Raw genomic sequence first — 15,930 nt, forward strand, 5'->3', positions numbered from 1 at the left:
CTGCGTTCCCGCCAGGTTACAGCTTCACGGCCGCGTAAAGCTCGCCGACCTCGTGCAGGGACAGCGCCCTGACGGTGCCTGCCTTGGTACGGCCCAGCTTGACCGGCCCGAACTCGATCCTGGCCAGGTCGATAACTCGATGACCCGCCTCCTCCAGCATCCGCCGGACGACGTGGTTACGGCCTTCGTGCAGGACGATCTCGACCAGCGCCTGCTGGCCGTGCTCCTGCACGATCGCGAAGGAGTCGGCCTTGGCGAGGCCGTCCTCGAGCTCGATGCCCTGCTTGAGCCGGCGGCTCAGATCACGCGGGATCGGCCCGGGAACCTTCGCCCAGTACTTCTTCTGCACCCCGTAACTCGGGTGAGTCAGCCGGTTGGCCAGCTCGCCGTCATTGGTGAGCAGCAGCAACCCCTCGGTCTCGGTGTCGAGCCGGCCCACGTGGAACAGCCGCGGCGCGAGCTCCTCCACATAGTCGGCCAGGCACGGGCGGCCCTGCGGGTCGTCCATGGTGGACACGACGCCGATGGGCTTGTTCAGGGCGTAGTAGACCAGGTCGGGGGCGGTTGGGATGCGCTTGCCGTCCACGTGGATGACCTGCGCGGCGGGGTCGACCTTGGCCCCGAACCTCCGTACGACCTGCCCGTTCACCGTGACGCGACCATCACCGATCATCTCCTCGCAGGCGCGACGGCTGGCGACGCCCGCCTGGGCGAGCACCTTCTGCAGCCGTACGCCGCCGGGGACCTCGGTGGTGTCGCGCTCGTCGGTGTAGCCCTCGGGGTAGAAGTTGCGATCCCGCATGGGCTGGCGAGCGGTCTTGAACCTGTCGCGCGGTGCGGCGCTGCCCGCCCCGTCACGCCTGCCGGAGGTGCGGCCGCCGATGGTCTGAACGTCGTCGCGCCTCGGGGTACGGCTCGGACGGCCGTCCTCGCGTCGCGAGCCGGCGTCGTCACGCCGTCCGAAGCGGGCTCTGGTGGACTCTCCGCGGCCGTAGCCGGTCCGCGTGGGCTCGCTACGGGGGCCGCCTTCCCTGCGACCACCACGGTCGGCCCGGAAACCGCCACGGTCGTCACGACGCTCGGGACGGAAGCCGCCACGGTCGTCAGTGCGCTCGGGACGGAAACCGCCGCGATCGTCACTCCGGTCGGGGCGGAAGCCGCCACGGTCGTCAGTGCGCTCGGGACGGAAACCGCCGCGATCGTCACTCCGGTCGGGGCGGAAGCCGCCGCGGTCGTCAGTGCGGTTGGTACGGAAGCCGTCACGGCGATCCGTCTGGGATCCGCCACGGTCGTCGCGGCGCTGGGGACGGAAGCCGTCACGGGCGCCGCCCGCCCGGGAGGCGGAGCCGCCACGGTCGTCACTGCGGTTGGTACGGAAGCCGCCACGGTCGTCACGGCGGTCCGACTGGAAGCCGCCACGGTCGGTACGGAAACCACCGCGGTCATCACGACGCTCGGGACGGAAACCGCCACGGTCGTCACTGCGGTCGGAACGGAAACCGCCACGGTCGTCGCTCCGGTCGGAACGGAAACCGCCGCGATCATCACTGCGCTGGGGACGGTAGCTGTCACGGGCGCCCTGCTCGCGGGGGCCGGAGCCAGCGCGGTCACGGGGGCCGGAACCGCTGCGCTCGCGGGGGCCGGAGCCAGCGCGGTCGCGAGGGCCCGAGCCAGTGCGGTCGCGGGGGCCGGAGCCGGTGCGGTCGGAGCGGTATCCGCCACGGTCGCCCCCGGAGGACGAGCCATAGCCGCCGCCACCCTCGCCCCGGGACGACGCGCCATAGCCACGGTCGCCGCGCGGCTGCGCGCCGTATCCGCCTCGGTCACCGCGGGACTGCGTGTAGCCGCCACGGTCGTCGCGGGGCCGCGTGCCGTAGCCGCCGCGGTCGCTTCTGGGCGCCGAACGGTCGTCGTCGCGGGAGGACGTACCGTCGTAGCCGCCCCGGTCGCCCGTGGAGCCGGAACGGTCGCGGGTGTCGCCGGAGTCCGGCCTGCCGTACCGGGCGCGGGAACCGCCACGGTCGGCGCGGAGCGAGTCGCGGCCGGAGCCCAGCTCGCTTCCGGAGTCGCGGCTGCCGCCGCGGTCACTGTCGTCGCGGCGCGGTCCGCCGCGGGAATCGTCTCGGTGGGAACCGCCACGGAACCCCTCACGGCGGGGACCGCCGCGCGAGTCGTCCGAACGGAAGGCGGGACGGCCGCTACGGCTTGCGCCGCCGGTGCGTCCACGACCGCGTCCATCACCGGACGGGGTGCTGCGCCTGTTGTTCACTTTGTATTCTCCTCGAGGTTTTCCACGTCGTCGGGGAGGAAGGGGGCGAGCTCGGGGAGTTCGCCGATGTCCTTCAGTCCCAGGCGTTCAAGGAAGTATGAGCTTGTCCGGTAGAGCATTGCTTGGCTCTCCGGGTCGGTGCCGGCCTCTTCGACCAGCCCCCTGGCGACGAGCGTCCGCATGACGCCGTCGCTGTTGACGCCGCGAACCGCGGCGACACGTGCACGGCTCACCGGTTGCCGGTAAGCCACGACCGCGAGTGTTTCCAGCGCGGCCTGGGTGAGCCGGGTCTGCTGGCCGTCGCGTACGAACCGCTCGACCAGCGCGGCACAGTCGGCTCGCGTGTAGAACCGCCAACCGCCTGCGACTTCCCTGAGATCGAAACCCCGTCCGGCTTGGGTGTATTCCGCAGACAGGGCCCGAAGTGTGGTGGTCACCTCATGGGTGGGCCGTTCGAGCACCTGCGCCAGGGTCACTTCGGGAACGGGTTCGTCCACGACCAAAAGGATGGCTTCAAGCGCCGCCGCAAGCGCGGGACCGCTCTCAGCGGGTTCACCGGGCACGCCCGAGCTGGGCTGCTCGGCCGCATCTGCGCTGGGCTCCTCGGACGCGCGTGTTGCGCCGCGCTCCGCCGTACCACCACCCACCGCACCGGCGCCAGAAGATCCCACCGCGGACCGACCGAGGAAAGATGCCCCGCCCGGCTCGGGAGACCCGCCCGCAATGGGCTGCTCGGAAGACGCGCCCTCCGGACGGACAGCCGCGCCCCCAGGGGGCGTCACCGCTTCGAAGCTGGCGGCCCGAACCGGCTCTGGCACCGCGATCTGGGGGGCATCGGCCGTATCCGGCTCCGCGTCATGGAGACCGTCGGCCACACCCGACTCGGGCGCCAGATCCTGCGGACCGTCGGCCGCATCCGGCTCAGGCGCCAGGTCCCGGAGATCGTCGGCCGCATCCGGCTCAGGCGACATACCCAGCAGGCCATCGTCCGACTCAGACGCCACACCCGCCAGACCATCGTCCGGCTCAGGCGACACGTCCTCCGACTCATCTTCGGCGGGCGTGTCCGAGGTGCTCTGGGTGGCGAGGGAGCCCGGGAGGGTCATCCAGGCGGGCAATGGGGCGGATTCGGGCGGCGGGTTGTCGTCCAAGCGGTCAGTCATCAGCCGTCTTCTCCGCGCTCTCCTCGTAGTCGTCCCCCACCGCGACGTCCCCGTCGTCCGAGCCGGTCCAGGTCACGTGCAGGTCGCCCAGGGCTTCGACCTGTTCGAAGGTGACCGCGGACTCCCGGAAGAGCTCCAGCACAGCCAGGAAGCGGGCGATGACCTCGATGGTGCCGTCACAGTCGGCCACCAGGGCCCGGAACGTGGCCCGCCGCATCCGCCGCAGGTGCGCCACCAGGATAGCGGCTTGCTCCCGCACGCTGGCCAGCGGTTGGTAGATGTGCCCGACGCTGACCGTGGGCGGCAGCTTGGGGACGAAGGCGCGGGCGGCGATCCGGGCGAGGTCATCCGGGCTGATGCCGAGGATGAGCTGCGGGAGCAGGTTGGCGAACTGCGGCTCCATCGGCGCGGTGCGGGGGAAGCGCAGCGCCTCTTCGGCCATGCGGCCGGAGAAGACCTTCGCCACCTCCTTGTACGCCTTGTACTGCAGGAGCCTGGCGAACAGCAGGTCGCGGGCCTCCAGCAGGGCCAGGTCCTCTTCGTCCTCGACCTCGCCCGACGGCAGCAGGCGGGCGGCCTTGAGGTCCAGGAGCGTGGCCGCGACCAGCAGGAAGTGGCTGGTCAGGTCGAGGTCCCACTCGGGACCGCGGGCCCGGATGTAGGCGATGAACTCGTCGGTGACCTTGGACAGCGAAATCTCGGTGATGTCGAGCTTGTGCTTGGAGATCAGGCCGAGGAGCAGGTCGAAGGGCCCCTCGAAGACGTCCAGGTGAACCCTGAACCCCTGTGGCTCTGCCTCCTCCGTCACCTGGCCATTGTGGCAGGCGCCGGCCAACGGGACAGCACCTCTCTGGCCAGCTCACGGTAAGCGTTCGCACCCAGGGACGACGGGTCGAACGTGGTGATCGGCTCGCCGGCGACCGTGGCGTCGGGGAAGCGCACCGTGCGGTTGATCACGGTGTGGAACACCTTGTCGCCGAACGCCTCGACGACGCGGGCGAGCACCTCGCGGCCGTGCAGGGTGCGGGCGTCGTACATGGTGGCGAGCAGGCCCTCGATCTCGAGGTCCTCGTTGAGGCGTTCCTGCACCTTGGTGATGGTGTCCATGAGCAGGGCCACGCCGCGCAGCGCGAAGAACTCGCACTCCAGCGGCACCATGACGCCCTGCGCGCAGGTCAGCGCGTTGATCGTGAGCAGGCCAAGCGACGGCTGGCAGTCGATCAGGCAGACGTCGTAGTGCGGCAGCAGCGGCTTGATCACGCGGCCGAGCACCTGTTCGCGGGCGACCTCGGTGACGAGCTGGACCTCGGCGGCGGACAGGTCGATGTTGCTAGGCAGCAGGTCGAGGCCCTCGACGCCGGTCTCCAGCAGCACGTCCTCGGCGGTGACGTTGCGCTCCATCAGCAGGTTGTAGACCGTGAGGTCGAGCTGGAGCGGGTTGATGCCGAGGCCGACGGACAGCGCGCCCTGCGGGTCGAAGTCGACGAGGAGCACCTTGAGGCCGTATTCGACGAGCGCGGCGCCCAGGTTGATGGTGGTGGTGGTCTTGCCGACCCCACCCTTCTGGTTGACCATCGCGACCACCCGCGCGGGCCCGTGGATCTCGGGCGCGACGGGTTCGGGGAACACCGGGCGGGGACGCCGGGTCGGACCCAGATTCACGCCCACGGAAGGCGTGTTGGTCTTCGTGTCACCCCAGGGGTTGTCGGGGGTCCCCGGGGTCGAACCGTTGGTCTTCACAGTCACCAGCTCGAACCTCCCTGACGATCCCGAACCGGACCGTCCGGACGGACACTATGGCGTCACCACTAAACGCGGCAAGGCGGCACGCCGAACTGCCGCACGTCGCAAAAGACTATAGATCACTGCCGGGCACGGGGATGCGCGGCGGCGTATACCTCGCGGAGTTTGTCGACGGTGACCAGGGTGTAGACCTGCGTGGTCGTCACCGAGGCGTGGCCGAGCAACTCCTGGACCACCCTAACGTCGGCTCCGCCGTCAAGGAGGTGGGTTGCGAAGGAATGCCGGAGAACGTGGGGAGATATCCCGGCGAGTCCGGCTCGTTCGGCGGCGGCCTGGAGCACTTCCCAGGCGCCCTGCCGGGTGAGCCGCCCGCCCCTGGCGTTGAGGAAGGCGGCGGGGGTGCCCCGGCCGTGGGCCACGAGGCCGGGCCGGGCCCTGACGAGGTAGGCGTCGAGCGCGGAGCGGGCGTAGCGGCCCAGGGGGACGACGCGGGTACGGCTGCCCTTGCCGCGCAGCCGTACCTGCTCGGCCTCCAGGTCGTCCACGGCCAGGCCGACGGCTTCGGAGATGCGGGCGCCCGTGCCGTACAGGACCTCCAACAGGGCCCGGTTGCGCAGGGTCAGGGGCGCGCCGTCGGGGCCGGAGGCGGCGATGAGCCGCTCGACCTCGTCGACGGTGATGGCCTTGGGCAGCCTGCGGAGCTGCCGCGGCGGTCGTACCTGGTGCGCCGGGTCGTGGGCCGTGACGCCCTCGCGCAGCGCGAAGCGGTGCAGGCCGCGGACGGCCGACACCGCCCGCGCGGCCGAGCTGGCCACGAGGGCGGGGTGGTCGCAGTCGCCCTGACGCAGTGCGGCGAGGAAGTCGAGGACGTCGGCCTCGCCCACCTCGCCGAGCGTCACTCGCCCGCGTGACCGCAGGTGCTCGACGTAGCGGTGCAGGTCACGGCGGTAGGAGGCCAGCGTGTTGGCAGCCAGGCCCCGCTCCACCGTCAGGTGGGCGAGGTAGCTGGAGAGCACCGCCTCCACGAAGTGGTCCTTCCCTCATGCCTCCTTGGCGTCGGCAGGGCGCAACAGGGCGAAACCCTCGACCGAAGCCGCATATGCGGCGAGGATACCGGCCACGGTCGGGGAATTGTGGATCATTCCCATGAGCGCCCTTTCGACCGCGTCGGTCAAGGGCACCCACTCGATCGGCATGTCGATCTCCTCGTGCTCGTGAACGAAGCCGTTCTCGTCGTCGGGGATCTTCGACAGGCCGCGGGCCAGGAACACCCGGATCCGCTCGTTGGACATGCCGGGCGAGGTGTAGAGGTCGACCAGCGTGTGCCAGGTCTCGGCCCGGTAGCCCGCCTCCTCGGCCAGCTCCCGCGCGGCACCGGTGACCAGCGGTTCGCCTTCGACGTCGCGCAGCCCGGCGGGCAGCTCCCAGAGCAACTGACGGGTCGGGTGGCGGTACTGGCGGATGAGCAGGACCCGGTCCTGCTCGTCGAGCGCGAGGACGGCGACCGAGCCGGGATGCACGACGTAGTCGCGGTCGGCGACCGTGTCTTTCGGCATGCGGACGGTGTCGGTGACCACGTGGACCACCCGGCCCTCGAAGCGGTCCTTGGACTCGACGACGTCCCACGCCTCGGGCGTGTCTTCCACCCTCACTTGGCCACCTTCGAGGTCACGCGGCTGTCGGCGTAGGCGAGCGCGGCGGTGATCAGGCCCTTGAACATCGGGTTGGCCCGCGTCGGCCGGGAGCGGAACTCGGGGTGGGCCTGGGTGCCGATGAAGAACGGGTGGGCCTCGACGGGCAGCTCGGTGTATTCGACCAGGCGGCCGTCGGGCGACAGCCCGGAGAACACCATGCCGACCTTCTCCAGCCGCTCGCGGTAGGAGTTGCCGACCTCGTACCTGTGACGGTGGCGTTCGGCGACCTTGGCCTTGCCGCCGTACAGCTGCCTGGCCAGGGTGCCCTCGCCGAGTTTGGCGGTGTAGCTGCCCAGGCGCATGGTGCCGCCCATGTCGCGCTCGCCGGCGACGACGTCCTCCTGGTCGGCCATCGTGGAGATGACCGGGTCCTTGGCGTCGGGGTCGAACTCGGTGGAGTTGGCCCCCTGGAGCCCCGCCAGGTTGCGCGCGGCCTCGATGACCATGCCCTGCATGCCGAGGCAGATGCCGAGGAGCGGGATCTTGCCCTCCCGGGCGTGGCGGATCGCGCCGATCTTGCCCTCGATGCCGCGCACCCCGAACCCGCCGGGGATCAGCACGCCGTCGACGCCGTCGAGCTCGCGCTCGGCGCCCTCGGGCGTCTCGCAGTCGTCGCTCTTGACCCAGCGGATGTTGACGCGGGCGTCGTTGGCGAACCCGCCCGCCCGCAGCGCCTCGGTGACGGACAGGTAGGCGTCGGGCAGGTCGATGTACTTGCCGACCAGCGCGATGGTGACCTCCTTGGCCGGCCGGTGCACCCGGCGCAGGAGCTCCTCCCACTCCTTCCAGTCCACGTCGCGGAACGGCAGGCCGAGCCGCCGCACCACGTACGCGTCGAGCCCCTCGGAGTGGAGCACCTTGGGGATGTCGTAGATCGAGGCGGCGTCCACGGCCGAGACGACGGCGTCCTCGTCGACGTCGCACATCAGGCTGATCTTCCGCTTGATCGCCGTCTGCACGGGCCGGTCGGAGCGGAGCACGATCGCGTCGGGCTGGATGCCGATGCTGCGCAGCGCGGCCACGCTGTGCTGCGTCGGCTTGGTCTTCAGCTCTCCGGAGGGGCCGATGTACGGCAGCAGCGACACGTGCAGGAAGAAGACGTTGTCGCGTCCGACCTCGTGCCTGATCTGGCGTACGGCCTCCAGGAACGGCAGCGACTCGATGTCGCCGACCGTGCCGCCCACCTCGGTGATGACCACGTCGACCTCAGGACCCGCCATGCCCCGGATGCGGTCCTTGATCTCGTTGGTGATGTGCGGGATGACCTGGACGGTGTCGCCCAGATATTCGCCGCGCCGCTCCTTGGCGATGACGTTGGAGTAGACCTGGCCGGTGGTGACGTTCGCCGAACCGTGCAGATCGGTGTCGAGGAAACGCTCGTAGTGGCCCACGTCGAGGTCGGTCTCGGAGCCGTCGTCGGTGACGAAGACCTCGCCGTGCTGGAACGGGTTCATCGTCCCGGGGTCCACGTTGAGGTAGGGGTCGAGCTTCTGCATGGTGACCCGGAGACCGCGTCCCTTGAGCAGACGGCCCAGGCTGGAGGCGGTGAGCCCCTTGCCGAGACTTGAGGCGACACCGCCAGTTACGAACAGATGCTTGGTTTGCGATGCGCTGCGCAAAGGGGCTCCCGTGGGTCGAGTTGTGGTCGAAGCGTCCACGGGCTCTCAGGATATCAAACAACGCCCCCGACATGCCCGAACGGCATGACCTAGCGGTAACTTTGGGCCCTATGTCATTCGTACGGCGGGCAACGGGCGCGCTGATTCACCGTGCCTACAGGGCGATCCGCGCGGCAGGGGCGATCACACCAGCCAGTCCGGGCGGCACCCGATTCCGGCATTTGGGGGACGGAGTCAGCATCGCCTTCCCGCCGGGCGCGATCTTCGGCGAGCAGTGGATCGAGATCGGCGACCACACGCTGATCGGCGAGCGCGTGTCGCTCTCCTGCGGCATGGGTCCCGGCGTCGACCTGGGCCCGGACTCGATCCTGCGGATCGGCGGCAGTTGCTCGATCGGCCGGGGTTCGCACATCGTGGCCCACCAGTCGATCGACATCGGCGAGGACGTCTTCACCGGCCCGTACGTGTACATCACCGACCAGAACCACGTCTACGACGACCCGGAGACGCCGATCGGCAGGCAGTGGCCACGCAACAGTCCGGTATCGATCGGCGCGGGCTCCTGGCTCGGCGCGGGCGCGATCATCCTGCCCGGCACCAGGATCGGCCGCCAGTGCGTGGTGGCGGGCGGCGCGGTCGTGCGCGGGGAGTTCCCCGATCACAGCGTGGTCGCGGGGGTGCCCGCCAAGCTGGTGCGCAGCTACGATCCCGCGCTCGGCTGGCACACGCCGGGCATGTCGACCGGCAGGCCGCCTCCTCGTGATCCCGCTCTCGTAGATGGTGGATCAGGACACCTGGACCGAACAACCTTCTGACGGTTAGCGTCGGTCCATGCGGACCGCTCTTTGCGAACGTCTCGGCGTCGAGTTCCCGTTGTTCGCCTTCAGCCACTGCCGTGACGTGGTGGCCGCGGTCACGAACGCGGGCGGCTTCGGCGTCCTGGGCGCGATCGCCTACACGCCCGAGCAGCTCGACACCGAGCTCACCTGGATCGACGAGCGGGTGGGCGGCCGTCCGTACGGGGTGGACGTGCTGGTGCCCGGCAAGATCGACGCGTCGGTGCTCGATCTCGACGCCCATCTGACCGACTTCATCCCCGAACGGCACCGCGACTTCGTCACGCACCTGCTGTCCAAGTACGGCGTGAACACGCCGCCGCAACCGGTGGCCGCCTCGGCGGACGAGTTCGGCAGGCGGGTGACGGCGGCGGGCGCGACCGGGCTGATCGACGTGGCGCTCAAGCATCCGATCGGCCTGATCGCCAGCGCGCTCGGGCCGCCGCCGCCGGAGATGGTGGCCGGCGCCAGGCAGGCGGGCGTGCCGGTGGCCGCGCTGGTCGGCACCGTCGAGCACGCCCACCGGCAGGTGGCGGCGGGCGCGGACCTGATCGTGGCGCAGGGCACCGAGGCGGGCGGGCACACCGGCGAGATCGCCACCATGGTGCTGGTTCCGCAGGTCGTGGACGCGGTCGCGCCGGCGCCGGTGCTGGCCGCGGGCGGCATCGCCTCGGGACGGCAGATGGCGGCGGCGATGGCGCTCGGCGCCGAAGGCGTGTGGTGCGGGTCGGTCTGGCTGACTACCGAGGAGGCGGAGACGGCGCCCGCGGTGAAGCGGAAGCTGCTGGCCGCCTCGTCACTCGACACGGTCAGATCCAGGTCGCGCACCGGCAAGCCGGCCAGGCAGCTCAAGTCGGCCTGGACCGAGGAGTGGGACTCCGGCCAGGAGAGCCCCGGGCCGCTCGCGATGCCACTGCAACTGCTGGTGGCCGAGGCCGCGATGGCCCGCATCGGCATGGCCGCCGAGCGTGGCGAGCCGGGGGCCGTGGAGCTGGCCAACTACTTCGTCGGGCAGGTCGTCGGCCAGCTCGACCAGGTCAAGCCCGCTCGCGAGGTGGTCTACGAGATGGTGAGCGAGTTCGCCGACGCGGTCGAACGGCTGTCCAGATTGTCGGGATGACCGGCTACGATTCGCCTGTGGTCGGGACACCCGAGGTCGAGCGCGGCACCGGTGTCCCCGCGCACGTACAGATCGAGCGATGGCTGCTGGAGTCCATCGGCAGCGGCGAGATGGAGCCCGGCGACCGGCTGCCGGGCGAGCGGGAGCTGTCGGCGCGCCTGGGCGTGAGCCGGATGACGCTCAGGCAGGCGCTGGCGACGCTGGAGCACGACGGCGTCCTGGTCAGGGTGCCGGGCAGATCCGGCGGCGCGTTCGTCGCCGACCCGCGCGTCGAGTGCGATCTGACGGGGCTGGCGGGGTTCACCGAGCAGATGCGGCGCGCCCACCTTCAGGCCGAGGCCAAGGTGCTGCTCGCCACGACCGTCCCGGCGCCCCGTTCCGTCGCCGCCGCGCTGCGGACCGCCGTGGGCGAGCCGGTGCACGAGGTCGTCCGGGTGCGCTCGGCCGGCCAGTCGCCGGTGGCGCTCGAACGCTCCTTCTTCCCCGCGCTGCCCGGCTTCCTGGAGGAGGATCTCGGCGGGTCGCTCTACGCGCTGCTCGCCGACCGCTACGACCTGGAGCCGCGCACGGCCGTCGAGCACCTCGACCCGGTCATCGCCAGGTCCGACGAGGCCGCCGAGCTGGGCGTGGCGCCGGGCACCCCGCTCATGCTGATCGAGCGCACCGCCTACGCGGCGGCCGGCGAGCCGGTGGAGTTCGCCCGCGACCTGTTCCGCTCCGACCGGGTGCGCATCTCGGTCCGCAGCGGCCTCAGCGCACCCGCTCCCCCGCCGGGTCGTAGAGCGGATCCTTGACCACGGTCCCGGTCACCCATACGCCCTCCACCTCGACCTCGACCTTGGCGCCCGCTCCCACGGGCAGGTAGGCGTAGGCGATCGGCGAGCCGACCGTGTAGCCGTGGCCGCCCGAGGTGATCCGGGCCACGACCTGGCCGTCCAGGCGCACCGGCTCGTTGCCGAGCGCGATCGCCCCCGGCTCGAGCGTCAGGCAGCGCAGCCCGCGCGCGGGGGCGGGGTCGAGCGCGTCCTTGCCGAGGAAGTCCTTGTCGAGCTTGACGCAGAAGCCCAGCCCCGCCTCGTACGGCGTGGTCTCCGGCCCGATGTCGGCGCCCCAGACCCGGTAGCCCTTCTCCAGGCGCAGGCTCTCGATGGCCCTGTAGCCTCCGGCCCGCAGCTCGTACGGCCGCCCGGCCCGCCACAGCGCCTGCCAGAGCGCCAGGCCGTACTCGCTGGAGCAGTACAACTCCCAGCCCAGCTCGCCCACGTACGTCACCCTCAGCGCCAGCACCGGCACGTCACCCACGGTGAGCTCGCGCGAGGACATGAACGGGAAGTCGAGCGGGTCGGGCGTGAGCGTCCCGAGGATGTCTCGGGCGCGCGGCCCCCACAGGGCGAAGCAGGCGTACTGGCCGGTCACGTCGGCGATCCGCACCTTGGCGTCCTTCAGCGCGGCCTGCTTGCGCAGCCAGCCCAGGTCGTGCGAGCCGAACGCGGTGCCGGTCACGATGAGGAACTCGTCCTCGGCCCGCCTGGTGACGGTGAAGTCGCACTCGATGCCGCCGCGCCGGTTGAGCGCCTGCGTGTACGTCACCGCGCCGACCCGGCGGGCGACGCGGTTGTCGCAGACCCATTCGAGCAGCTCGGCGGCGTCCGGCCCGGAGACCTCGATCTTGGCGAACGAGGTCTCGTCGAACAGGCCCGCCGTCTCTCGCACGGCCCGGTGCTCCACCCCGATCGCGGGCGACCACAGCCGTCCGGCCCAGCCCCGGGGCCGCTCGTCGGTGCCGTCCGGCTCGTTCGACCGGTAGAAGTTGACCCGCTCCCAGCCCGCCTTCTCGCCGAACTCGGCGCCGTTCGCGGCGTGCCAGCCGTAGGCCGGGGAGACCTTGAGCGGGCGGCCCGCCGAACGCTCGTGGCCGGGGTAGCGGATGTCGTAGTAGGTCTCGTAGTTCTCGATCGCGCGGGCGAGGGTGTAGGACGGGGAGCGGTACTGGCGGCCGAAGCGGCGGATGTCCATGTGCCAGACGTCCATGGCGGGCTCACCCTCGACGATCCACTCGGCCATCACCTTGCCGATGCCGCCGGCGCCGGCGATGCCGTGCGCGCAGAAGCCGGCCGCCACGAAGAACCCGCCGACCTCGGTCTCGCCCAGGCAGAACTCGTTGTCGGGGGTGAACGCCTCCGGGCCGTTGATCATCTTACGGATGCCGACGTCGGCCATGGCCGGGACGCGGATCCGCGAATTCTCCGAAATTTCGGTAAATCGGTCCCAATCTTCGGCCAAGAGGCGGCCGTTGAAGTCGGCCGGGATGGCGTCGTAGGAGGTCTCGTCCGCCGTCCAGGGGGCGCAGGTGCGCTCGTAGCCGCCCATGACCAGGCCCTGCACCTCCTGCCGGTAGTAGACGAGCAGGTCGGGGTCGCGCAGCGTCGGCAGCCCGGCGTGCTCGTGGAAGGCGTCGGTGACCACGTACTGGTGCGACATCGGCACGATCGGGATCCGCACCCCGGCCATCCGGCCGATCTCGGCGGCGAACATGCCGCCGCAGTTGACGACCACCTCGCAGTCGATGTCGCCCTGGTCGGTGCGTACCCGCGTGACCCGGCCGCGTTCGGTGTCGACGCCGAGCACGCGGGTCCTGGTCCTGACGCGGGCGCCGCCCTCGCGGGCCTTGGCGGCCAGCGCGTAGCAGAGCGCGGAGGGGTCGATCTGCCCGTCGGTCGGCAGGTACGCCGCGCCGACGACGCCCGACGGGTCCATCAGCGGGAACAGCTCGGCCGCCTCGGCGACGGAGATCTCCTCCAGCGGCAGGCCGAACGTGCGGGCCCAGCCGATCTGGCGGCGGATCTCGGCCATCCGCTCCGGAGTGGAGGCCAGCTTGATGCCGCCGCACTCCGTCCAGCCGGCGTCGAGCGTGCGATAGAGCTCGACCGAGTACTGGTTCATCCTGGTCAGCGTGGGGTCGGCGCGGAGCTGGCCGACGAGCCCGGCGGAGTGGAACGTGGAGCCGCTGGTCAGCTCGTCGCGGTCCACGAGGACGACGTCGCGTTCGCCGAGCTGGGTCAGGTGGTAGGCGACGGAGGCGCCGCCCACGCCGCCGCCGATGATCACGATGCGGGCCGAGTCGCTCATGCGGGCGAGGCTACACTAAAAGGTCTAGACCGTTTAGGGGGTGGCGGCGCTAGGATCGACCATGAACGAGATCCTCGACCGCATCCCCCTGCTGTCCGGCGCGCCGCGTTCCGTCGAGGAGCTGCCCGGCGGGCTGACCAACCACAACTACAAGGTGACCGTTCCCGGCGGGGCCTACGTGGTACGGGTGTCGGCCAGTGAGGGATCGCTGCTGGCGATCGACCGGGACGTCGAGTACACGTGCTCTCTGGCCGCCGCGCGGATCGGGGTGGGGGCTCCGGTGCACGACTATCTGCCGGAGCTCGGGGTGCTGATCGTGGGCTTCCTGCCGGGCCGTACGCTCACGGAGGCCGATCTGGGTGACCCGGCGAACCTGCGGCGGCTGGCCGAGGTGTGCGGGCGGCTGCACGCGGGGCCTCGGTTCGCGCGGGATTTCGACATGTTCGAGGTGCAGCGGGGATATCTGGAGATCGTCCAGACCCGCGGATACCGACTTCCAGCGAAATATCTCGATTTCATGCCCGATGTTGAGCGGATCCGGAAATGTCTGGATATTCGGGATGTGGGGCGGGTGCCGTGTCACAACGACCTGCTGCCCGGCAACATCATCGACGGCGGCGAACGGCTCTGGCTGATCGACTACGAGTACGCCGGCAACAACGACCCGTGCTTCGAGCTCGGCAACATCTGGAGCGAGTCGGACCTGTCATCGGACCTGCTGGAAGAGCTGGTCACGGCCTACTACGGCCGCCGCCTGCGCCACAAGATCGCGCGGGCGCGGCTGCTCGGGCTCATGTCCAAGTACGGCTGGACGCTGTGGGCCTCGATCCAGGACGGCGCCAACCAGAGCATCGACTTCGACTTCTGGTCGTGGGGCATGGAGAAGTACGAGCGGGCGGTCGCCGAGTTCACCGGATCCGGTCTCGCGTCGCTCATGGACGAGGCGGCCCGGGCAGACTAGGGACATGTTCGCCGCACTGACAGGGCTTGGCCTGTCCACCGCCGCCGGGCTGAACGCCTACATTCCGCTCCTCGTGGTGGGCGTGCTGGCGAACGTCACCGACCGGGTGAAGCTGCCCGACGGCTACTCGTGGCTGTCCAACTGGGGCGTGCTCGCCGTGATCGCGGTGCTCCTGGTCGCGGAGATGGTGCTCGACAAGGTCCCGGCCGTCGACAGCGTGAACGACGCCATCCAGACGGCGGTACGACCGGCGGCCGGCGGCGTGGTGTTCAGCGCCACGAACGCGGCCGCCGAGCTCGACCACTCGACCTGGATGACCGAGCGCCCGTGGGTGGGCTGGGTGCTGGGCATCCTGGTGGCGCTGGCCGTACACGCGCTGAAGGCGACGGCCCGTCCCATGATCAACGTGGGGACGGGCGGCGTGGGCGCGCCCGTCGCGAGCACGGTGGAGGACGTCGGGTCGCTCGGTATGAGCCTGGTCGCGGTGTTCGTGCCCGTGCTGGTGATCGTCGTACTGCTGCTGATGGCCCTGCTCGCCTGGTGGACGATCAGGAAGGTACGCCGCTACCGCGCCGCCCGCCGGGCCAGACGCGGGTCAGGAAGCCCGTAGCCATCGGCGCAGGACGACGAGGAACTCTCCGGGACGCTCCTCGTGCAGCCGGTGGCTGGAGCCCTCCCAGCACACCACCTTCGACGCCGGATGCTTGCAGAGCCCCGACTCCCAGGCCGCGCGTTCCGGATCGCTCCAGATCGACAGCACCGGGCACTCCCTGCGGGCCATGTAGTCGTCGCTCGCCGGCCGTACGCCGACCGCGCCGGGCAGCGTGAACATGGCCTCGAACGCCTGAACCAGCACGTGCGGCGCCATGCCGTACAGCCTGCGCTGGTGCCAGCGCCTGATGACGGCCGGGGTGGCGGAGTTGGTGCACCACTGGTCGAGCTGTACGGCGGCGGCGTGCGCGTGCGGGCCGCGCAGCGCGGCGATCGTCTCCGGGAACCCGCGCGCGAGGTCCGCCGACATGCCGTAACCGGGATCGACCGCGACCAGCTTGCGCACCTTGTCCGGATGCTCGACGGCCAGGATGGAGACGACCTGGCCGCCCATGGAGTGGCCGATCGCGATCACCTCGGGGATGGCGAGCCCGTCCATCAGCGCGGCGAGGTCGTCGGCCATCTGGCGGGGCGTGTTGCCCTCGTCGGGCACGGACGAGTAGCCGTGGCCGCGCAGATCCACCGCGATCACCCGGTGCTTGGCGGCGAGCGCGTCGATGTGCCACGACCACTGGTGGGAGTCGGCGCCCCAGCCGTGCACGAGCAGCAGCGGCGGGCCGTCACCCGTGCCGTCATCGGTATAGAAGAGCCGGATATCTTGCCCTATATCCGCGTAAGGCATCCT

14 protein-coding genes are annotated in these 15,930 nt (G+C 70.6%); 5 read left to right on the forward strand and 9 right to left on the reverse strand.

What is annotated here, in order from left to right; translation table 11 throughout:
• Nucleotides 1–16: 16 nt before the first annotated feature.
• From KLK06_RS22480 to KLK06_RS22510, 7 genes are all read right to left on the reverse strand, one after another.
• Nucleotides 17–2,269: a pseudouridine synthase gene (locus KLK06_RS22480; protein WP_308168392.1), complete on the reverse strand. Its 2,253-nt coding sequence runs from the start codon at nucleotides 2,267–2,269 to the stop codon at nucleotides 17–19.
• Nucleotides 2,266–2,832: an SMC-Scp complex subunit ScpB gene (gene scpB / locus KLK06_RS22485; protein ID WP_308168429.1), complete on the reverse strand. Its 567-nt coding sequence runs from the start codon at nucleotides 2,830–2,832 to the stop codon at nucleotides 2,266–2,268. The genes KLK06_RS22480 and scpB overlap by 4 nt, the downstream gene beginning before the upstream one ends.
• Before the next feature lie 592 nt (nucleotides 2,833–3,424).
• Nucleotides 3,425–4,240, reverse strand: coding sequence for a ScpA family protein (locus KLK06_RS22490; protein ID WP_214637546.1), 816 nt, complete (start codon nucleotides 4,238–4,240; stop codon nucleotides 3,425–3,427).
• Nucleotides 4,237–5,178: a ParA family protein gene (locus tag KLK06_RS22495; RefSeq protein ID WP_214637547.1), complete on the reverse strand. Its 942-nt coding sequence runs from the start codon at nucleotides 5,176–5,178 to the stop codon at nucleotides 4,237–4,239. Before KLK06_RS22495 ends, KLK06_RS22490 begins: the two co-directional genes overlap by 4 nt.
• 116 nt (nucleotides 5,179–5,294) lie before the next feature.
• Nucleotides 5,295–6,200 carry a site-specific tyrosine recombinase XerD gene (locus KLK06_RS22500; RefSeq protein WP_214637548.1) on the reverse strand — a complete coding sequence of 302 codons (906 nt, stop codon included), beginning with the start codon at nucleotides 6,198–6,200 and terminating at the stop codon, nucleotides 5,295–5,297.
• A 15-nt stretch (nucleotides 6,201–6,215) separates the two neighbouring features.
• Complete coding sequence (locus KLK06_RS22505; protein WP_214637549.1) at nucleotides 6,216–6,827, reverse strand: NUDIX hydrolase; 612 nt, start codon at nucleotides 6,825–6,827, stop codon at nucleotides 6,216–6,218.
• Complete coding sequence (locus KLK06_RS22510) at nucleotides 6,824–8,488, reverse strand: CTP synthase (RefSeq protein WP_214637550.1); 1,665 nt, start codon at nucleotides 8,486–8,488, stop codon at nucleotides 6,824–6,826. Before KLK06_RS22510 ends, KLK06_RS22505 begins: the two co-directional genes overlap by 4 nt.
• Nucleotides 8,489–8,598: 110 nt before the next feature.
• Between KLK06_RS22510 and KLK06_RS22515 the strand changes: the two genes are divergently transcribed.
• The 3 genes from KLK06_RS22515 to KLK06_RS22525 are packed head-to-tail and all read left to right on the forward strand — an operon-like array spanning nucleotide 8,599 to nucleotide 11,238.
• Nucleotides 8,599–9,303 (forward strand): acyltransferase, encoded by a 705-nt coding sequence (locus KLK06_RS22515; protein ID WP_214637551.1) that lies wholly within the window; start codon nucleotides 8,599–8,601, stop codon nucleotides 9,301–9,303.
• Nucleotides 9,304–9,319: 16 nt separating this feature from the next.
• Nucleotides 9,320–10,444 carry a nitronate monooxygenase family protein gene (locus KLK06_RS22520; protein WP_214637552.1) on the forward strand — a complete coding sequence of 375 codons (1,125 nt, stop codon included), beginning with the start codon at nucleotides 9,320–9,322 and terminating at the stop codon, nucleotides 10,442–10,444.
• Complete coding sequence (locus tag KLK06_RS22525; protein ID WP_214637553.1) at nucleotides 10,441–11,238, forward strand: GntR family transcriptional regulator; 798 nt, start codon at nucleotides 10,441–10,443, stop codon at nucleotides 11,236–11,238. The genes KLK06_RS22520 and KLK06_RS22525 overlap by 4 nt, the downstream gene beginning before the upstream one ends.
• On the opposite strand, the gene KLK06_RS22530 is transcribed toward KLK06_RS22525, so the two are convergent.
• A complete protein-coding gene (locus KLK06_RS22530; protein WP_214637554.1) occupies nucleotides 11,195–13,573 on the reverse strand; it encodes an FAD-dependent oxidoreductase in 2,379 nt (792 codons plus the stop codon). The genes KLK06_RS22525 and KLK06_RS22530 overlap by 44 nt on opposite strands.
• 61 nt (nucleotides 13,574–13,634) lie before the next feature.
• Here KLK06_RS22530 and KLK06_RS22535 point away from each other — a divergent pair, with 61 nt between their 5' ends.
• Nucleotides 13,635–14,534, forward strand: a complete 900-nt coding sequence (locus KLK06_RS22535) for a phosphotransferase (protein WP_214637555.1) — start codon at nucleotides 13,635–13,637, stop codon at nucleotides 14,532–14,534.
• A 4-nt stretch (nucleotides 14,535–14,538) separates the two neighbouring features.
• Complete coding sequence (locus KLK06_RS22540) at nucleotides 14,539–15,144, forward strand: DUF4126 domain-containing protein (protein WP_214637556.1); 606 nt, start codon at nucleotides 14,539–14,541, stop codon at nucleotides 15,142–15,144.
• Here KLK06_RS22540 and KLK06_RS22545 read toward each other — a convergent pair.
• Entirely contained in the window at nucleotides 15,130–15,927 is a 798-nt protein-coding gene (locus KLK06_RS22545) for an alpha/beta fold hydrolase (protein ID WP_214637557.1), read from the reverse strand. The genes KLK06_RS22540 and KLK06_RS22545 overlap by 15 nt on opposite strands.
• Nucleotides 15,928–15,930 lie beyond the last annotated feature (3 nt).

Origin of the sequence: Nonomuraea sp. NEAU-A123 (assembly GCF_018603905.1) — a bacterium.
In the GTDB taxonomy this organism is placed as follows: Bacteria; Actinomycetota; Actinomycetes; order Streptosporangiales; family Streptosporangiaceae; genus Nonomuraea.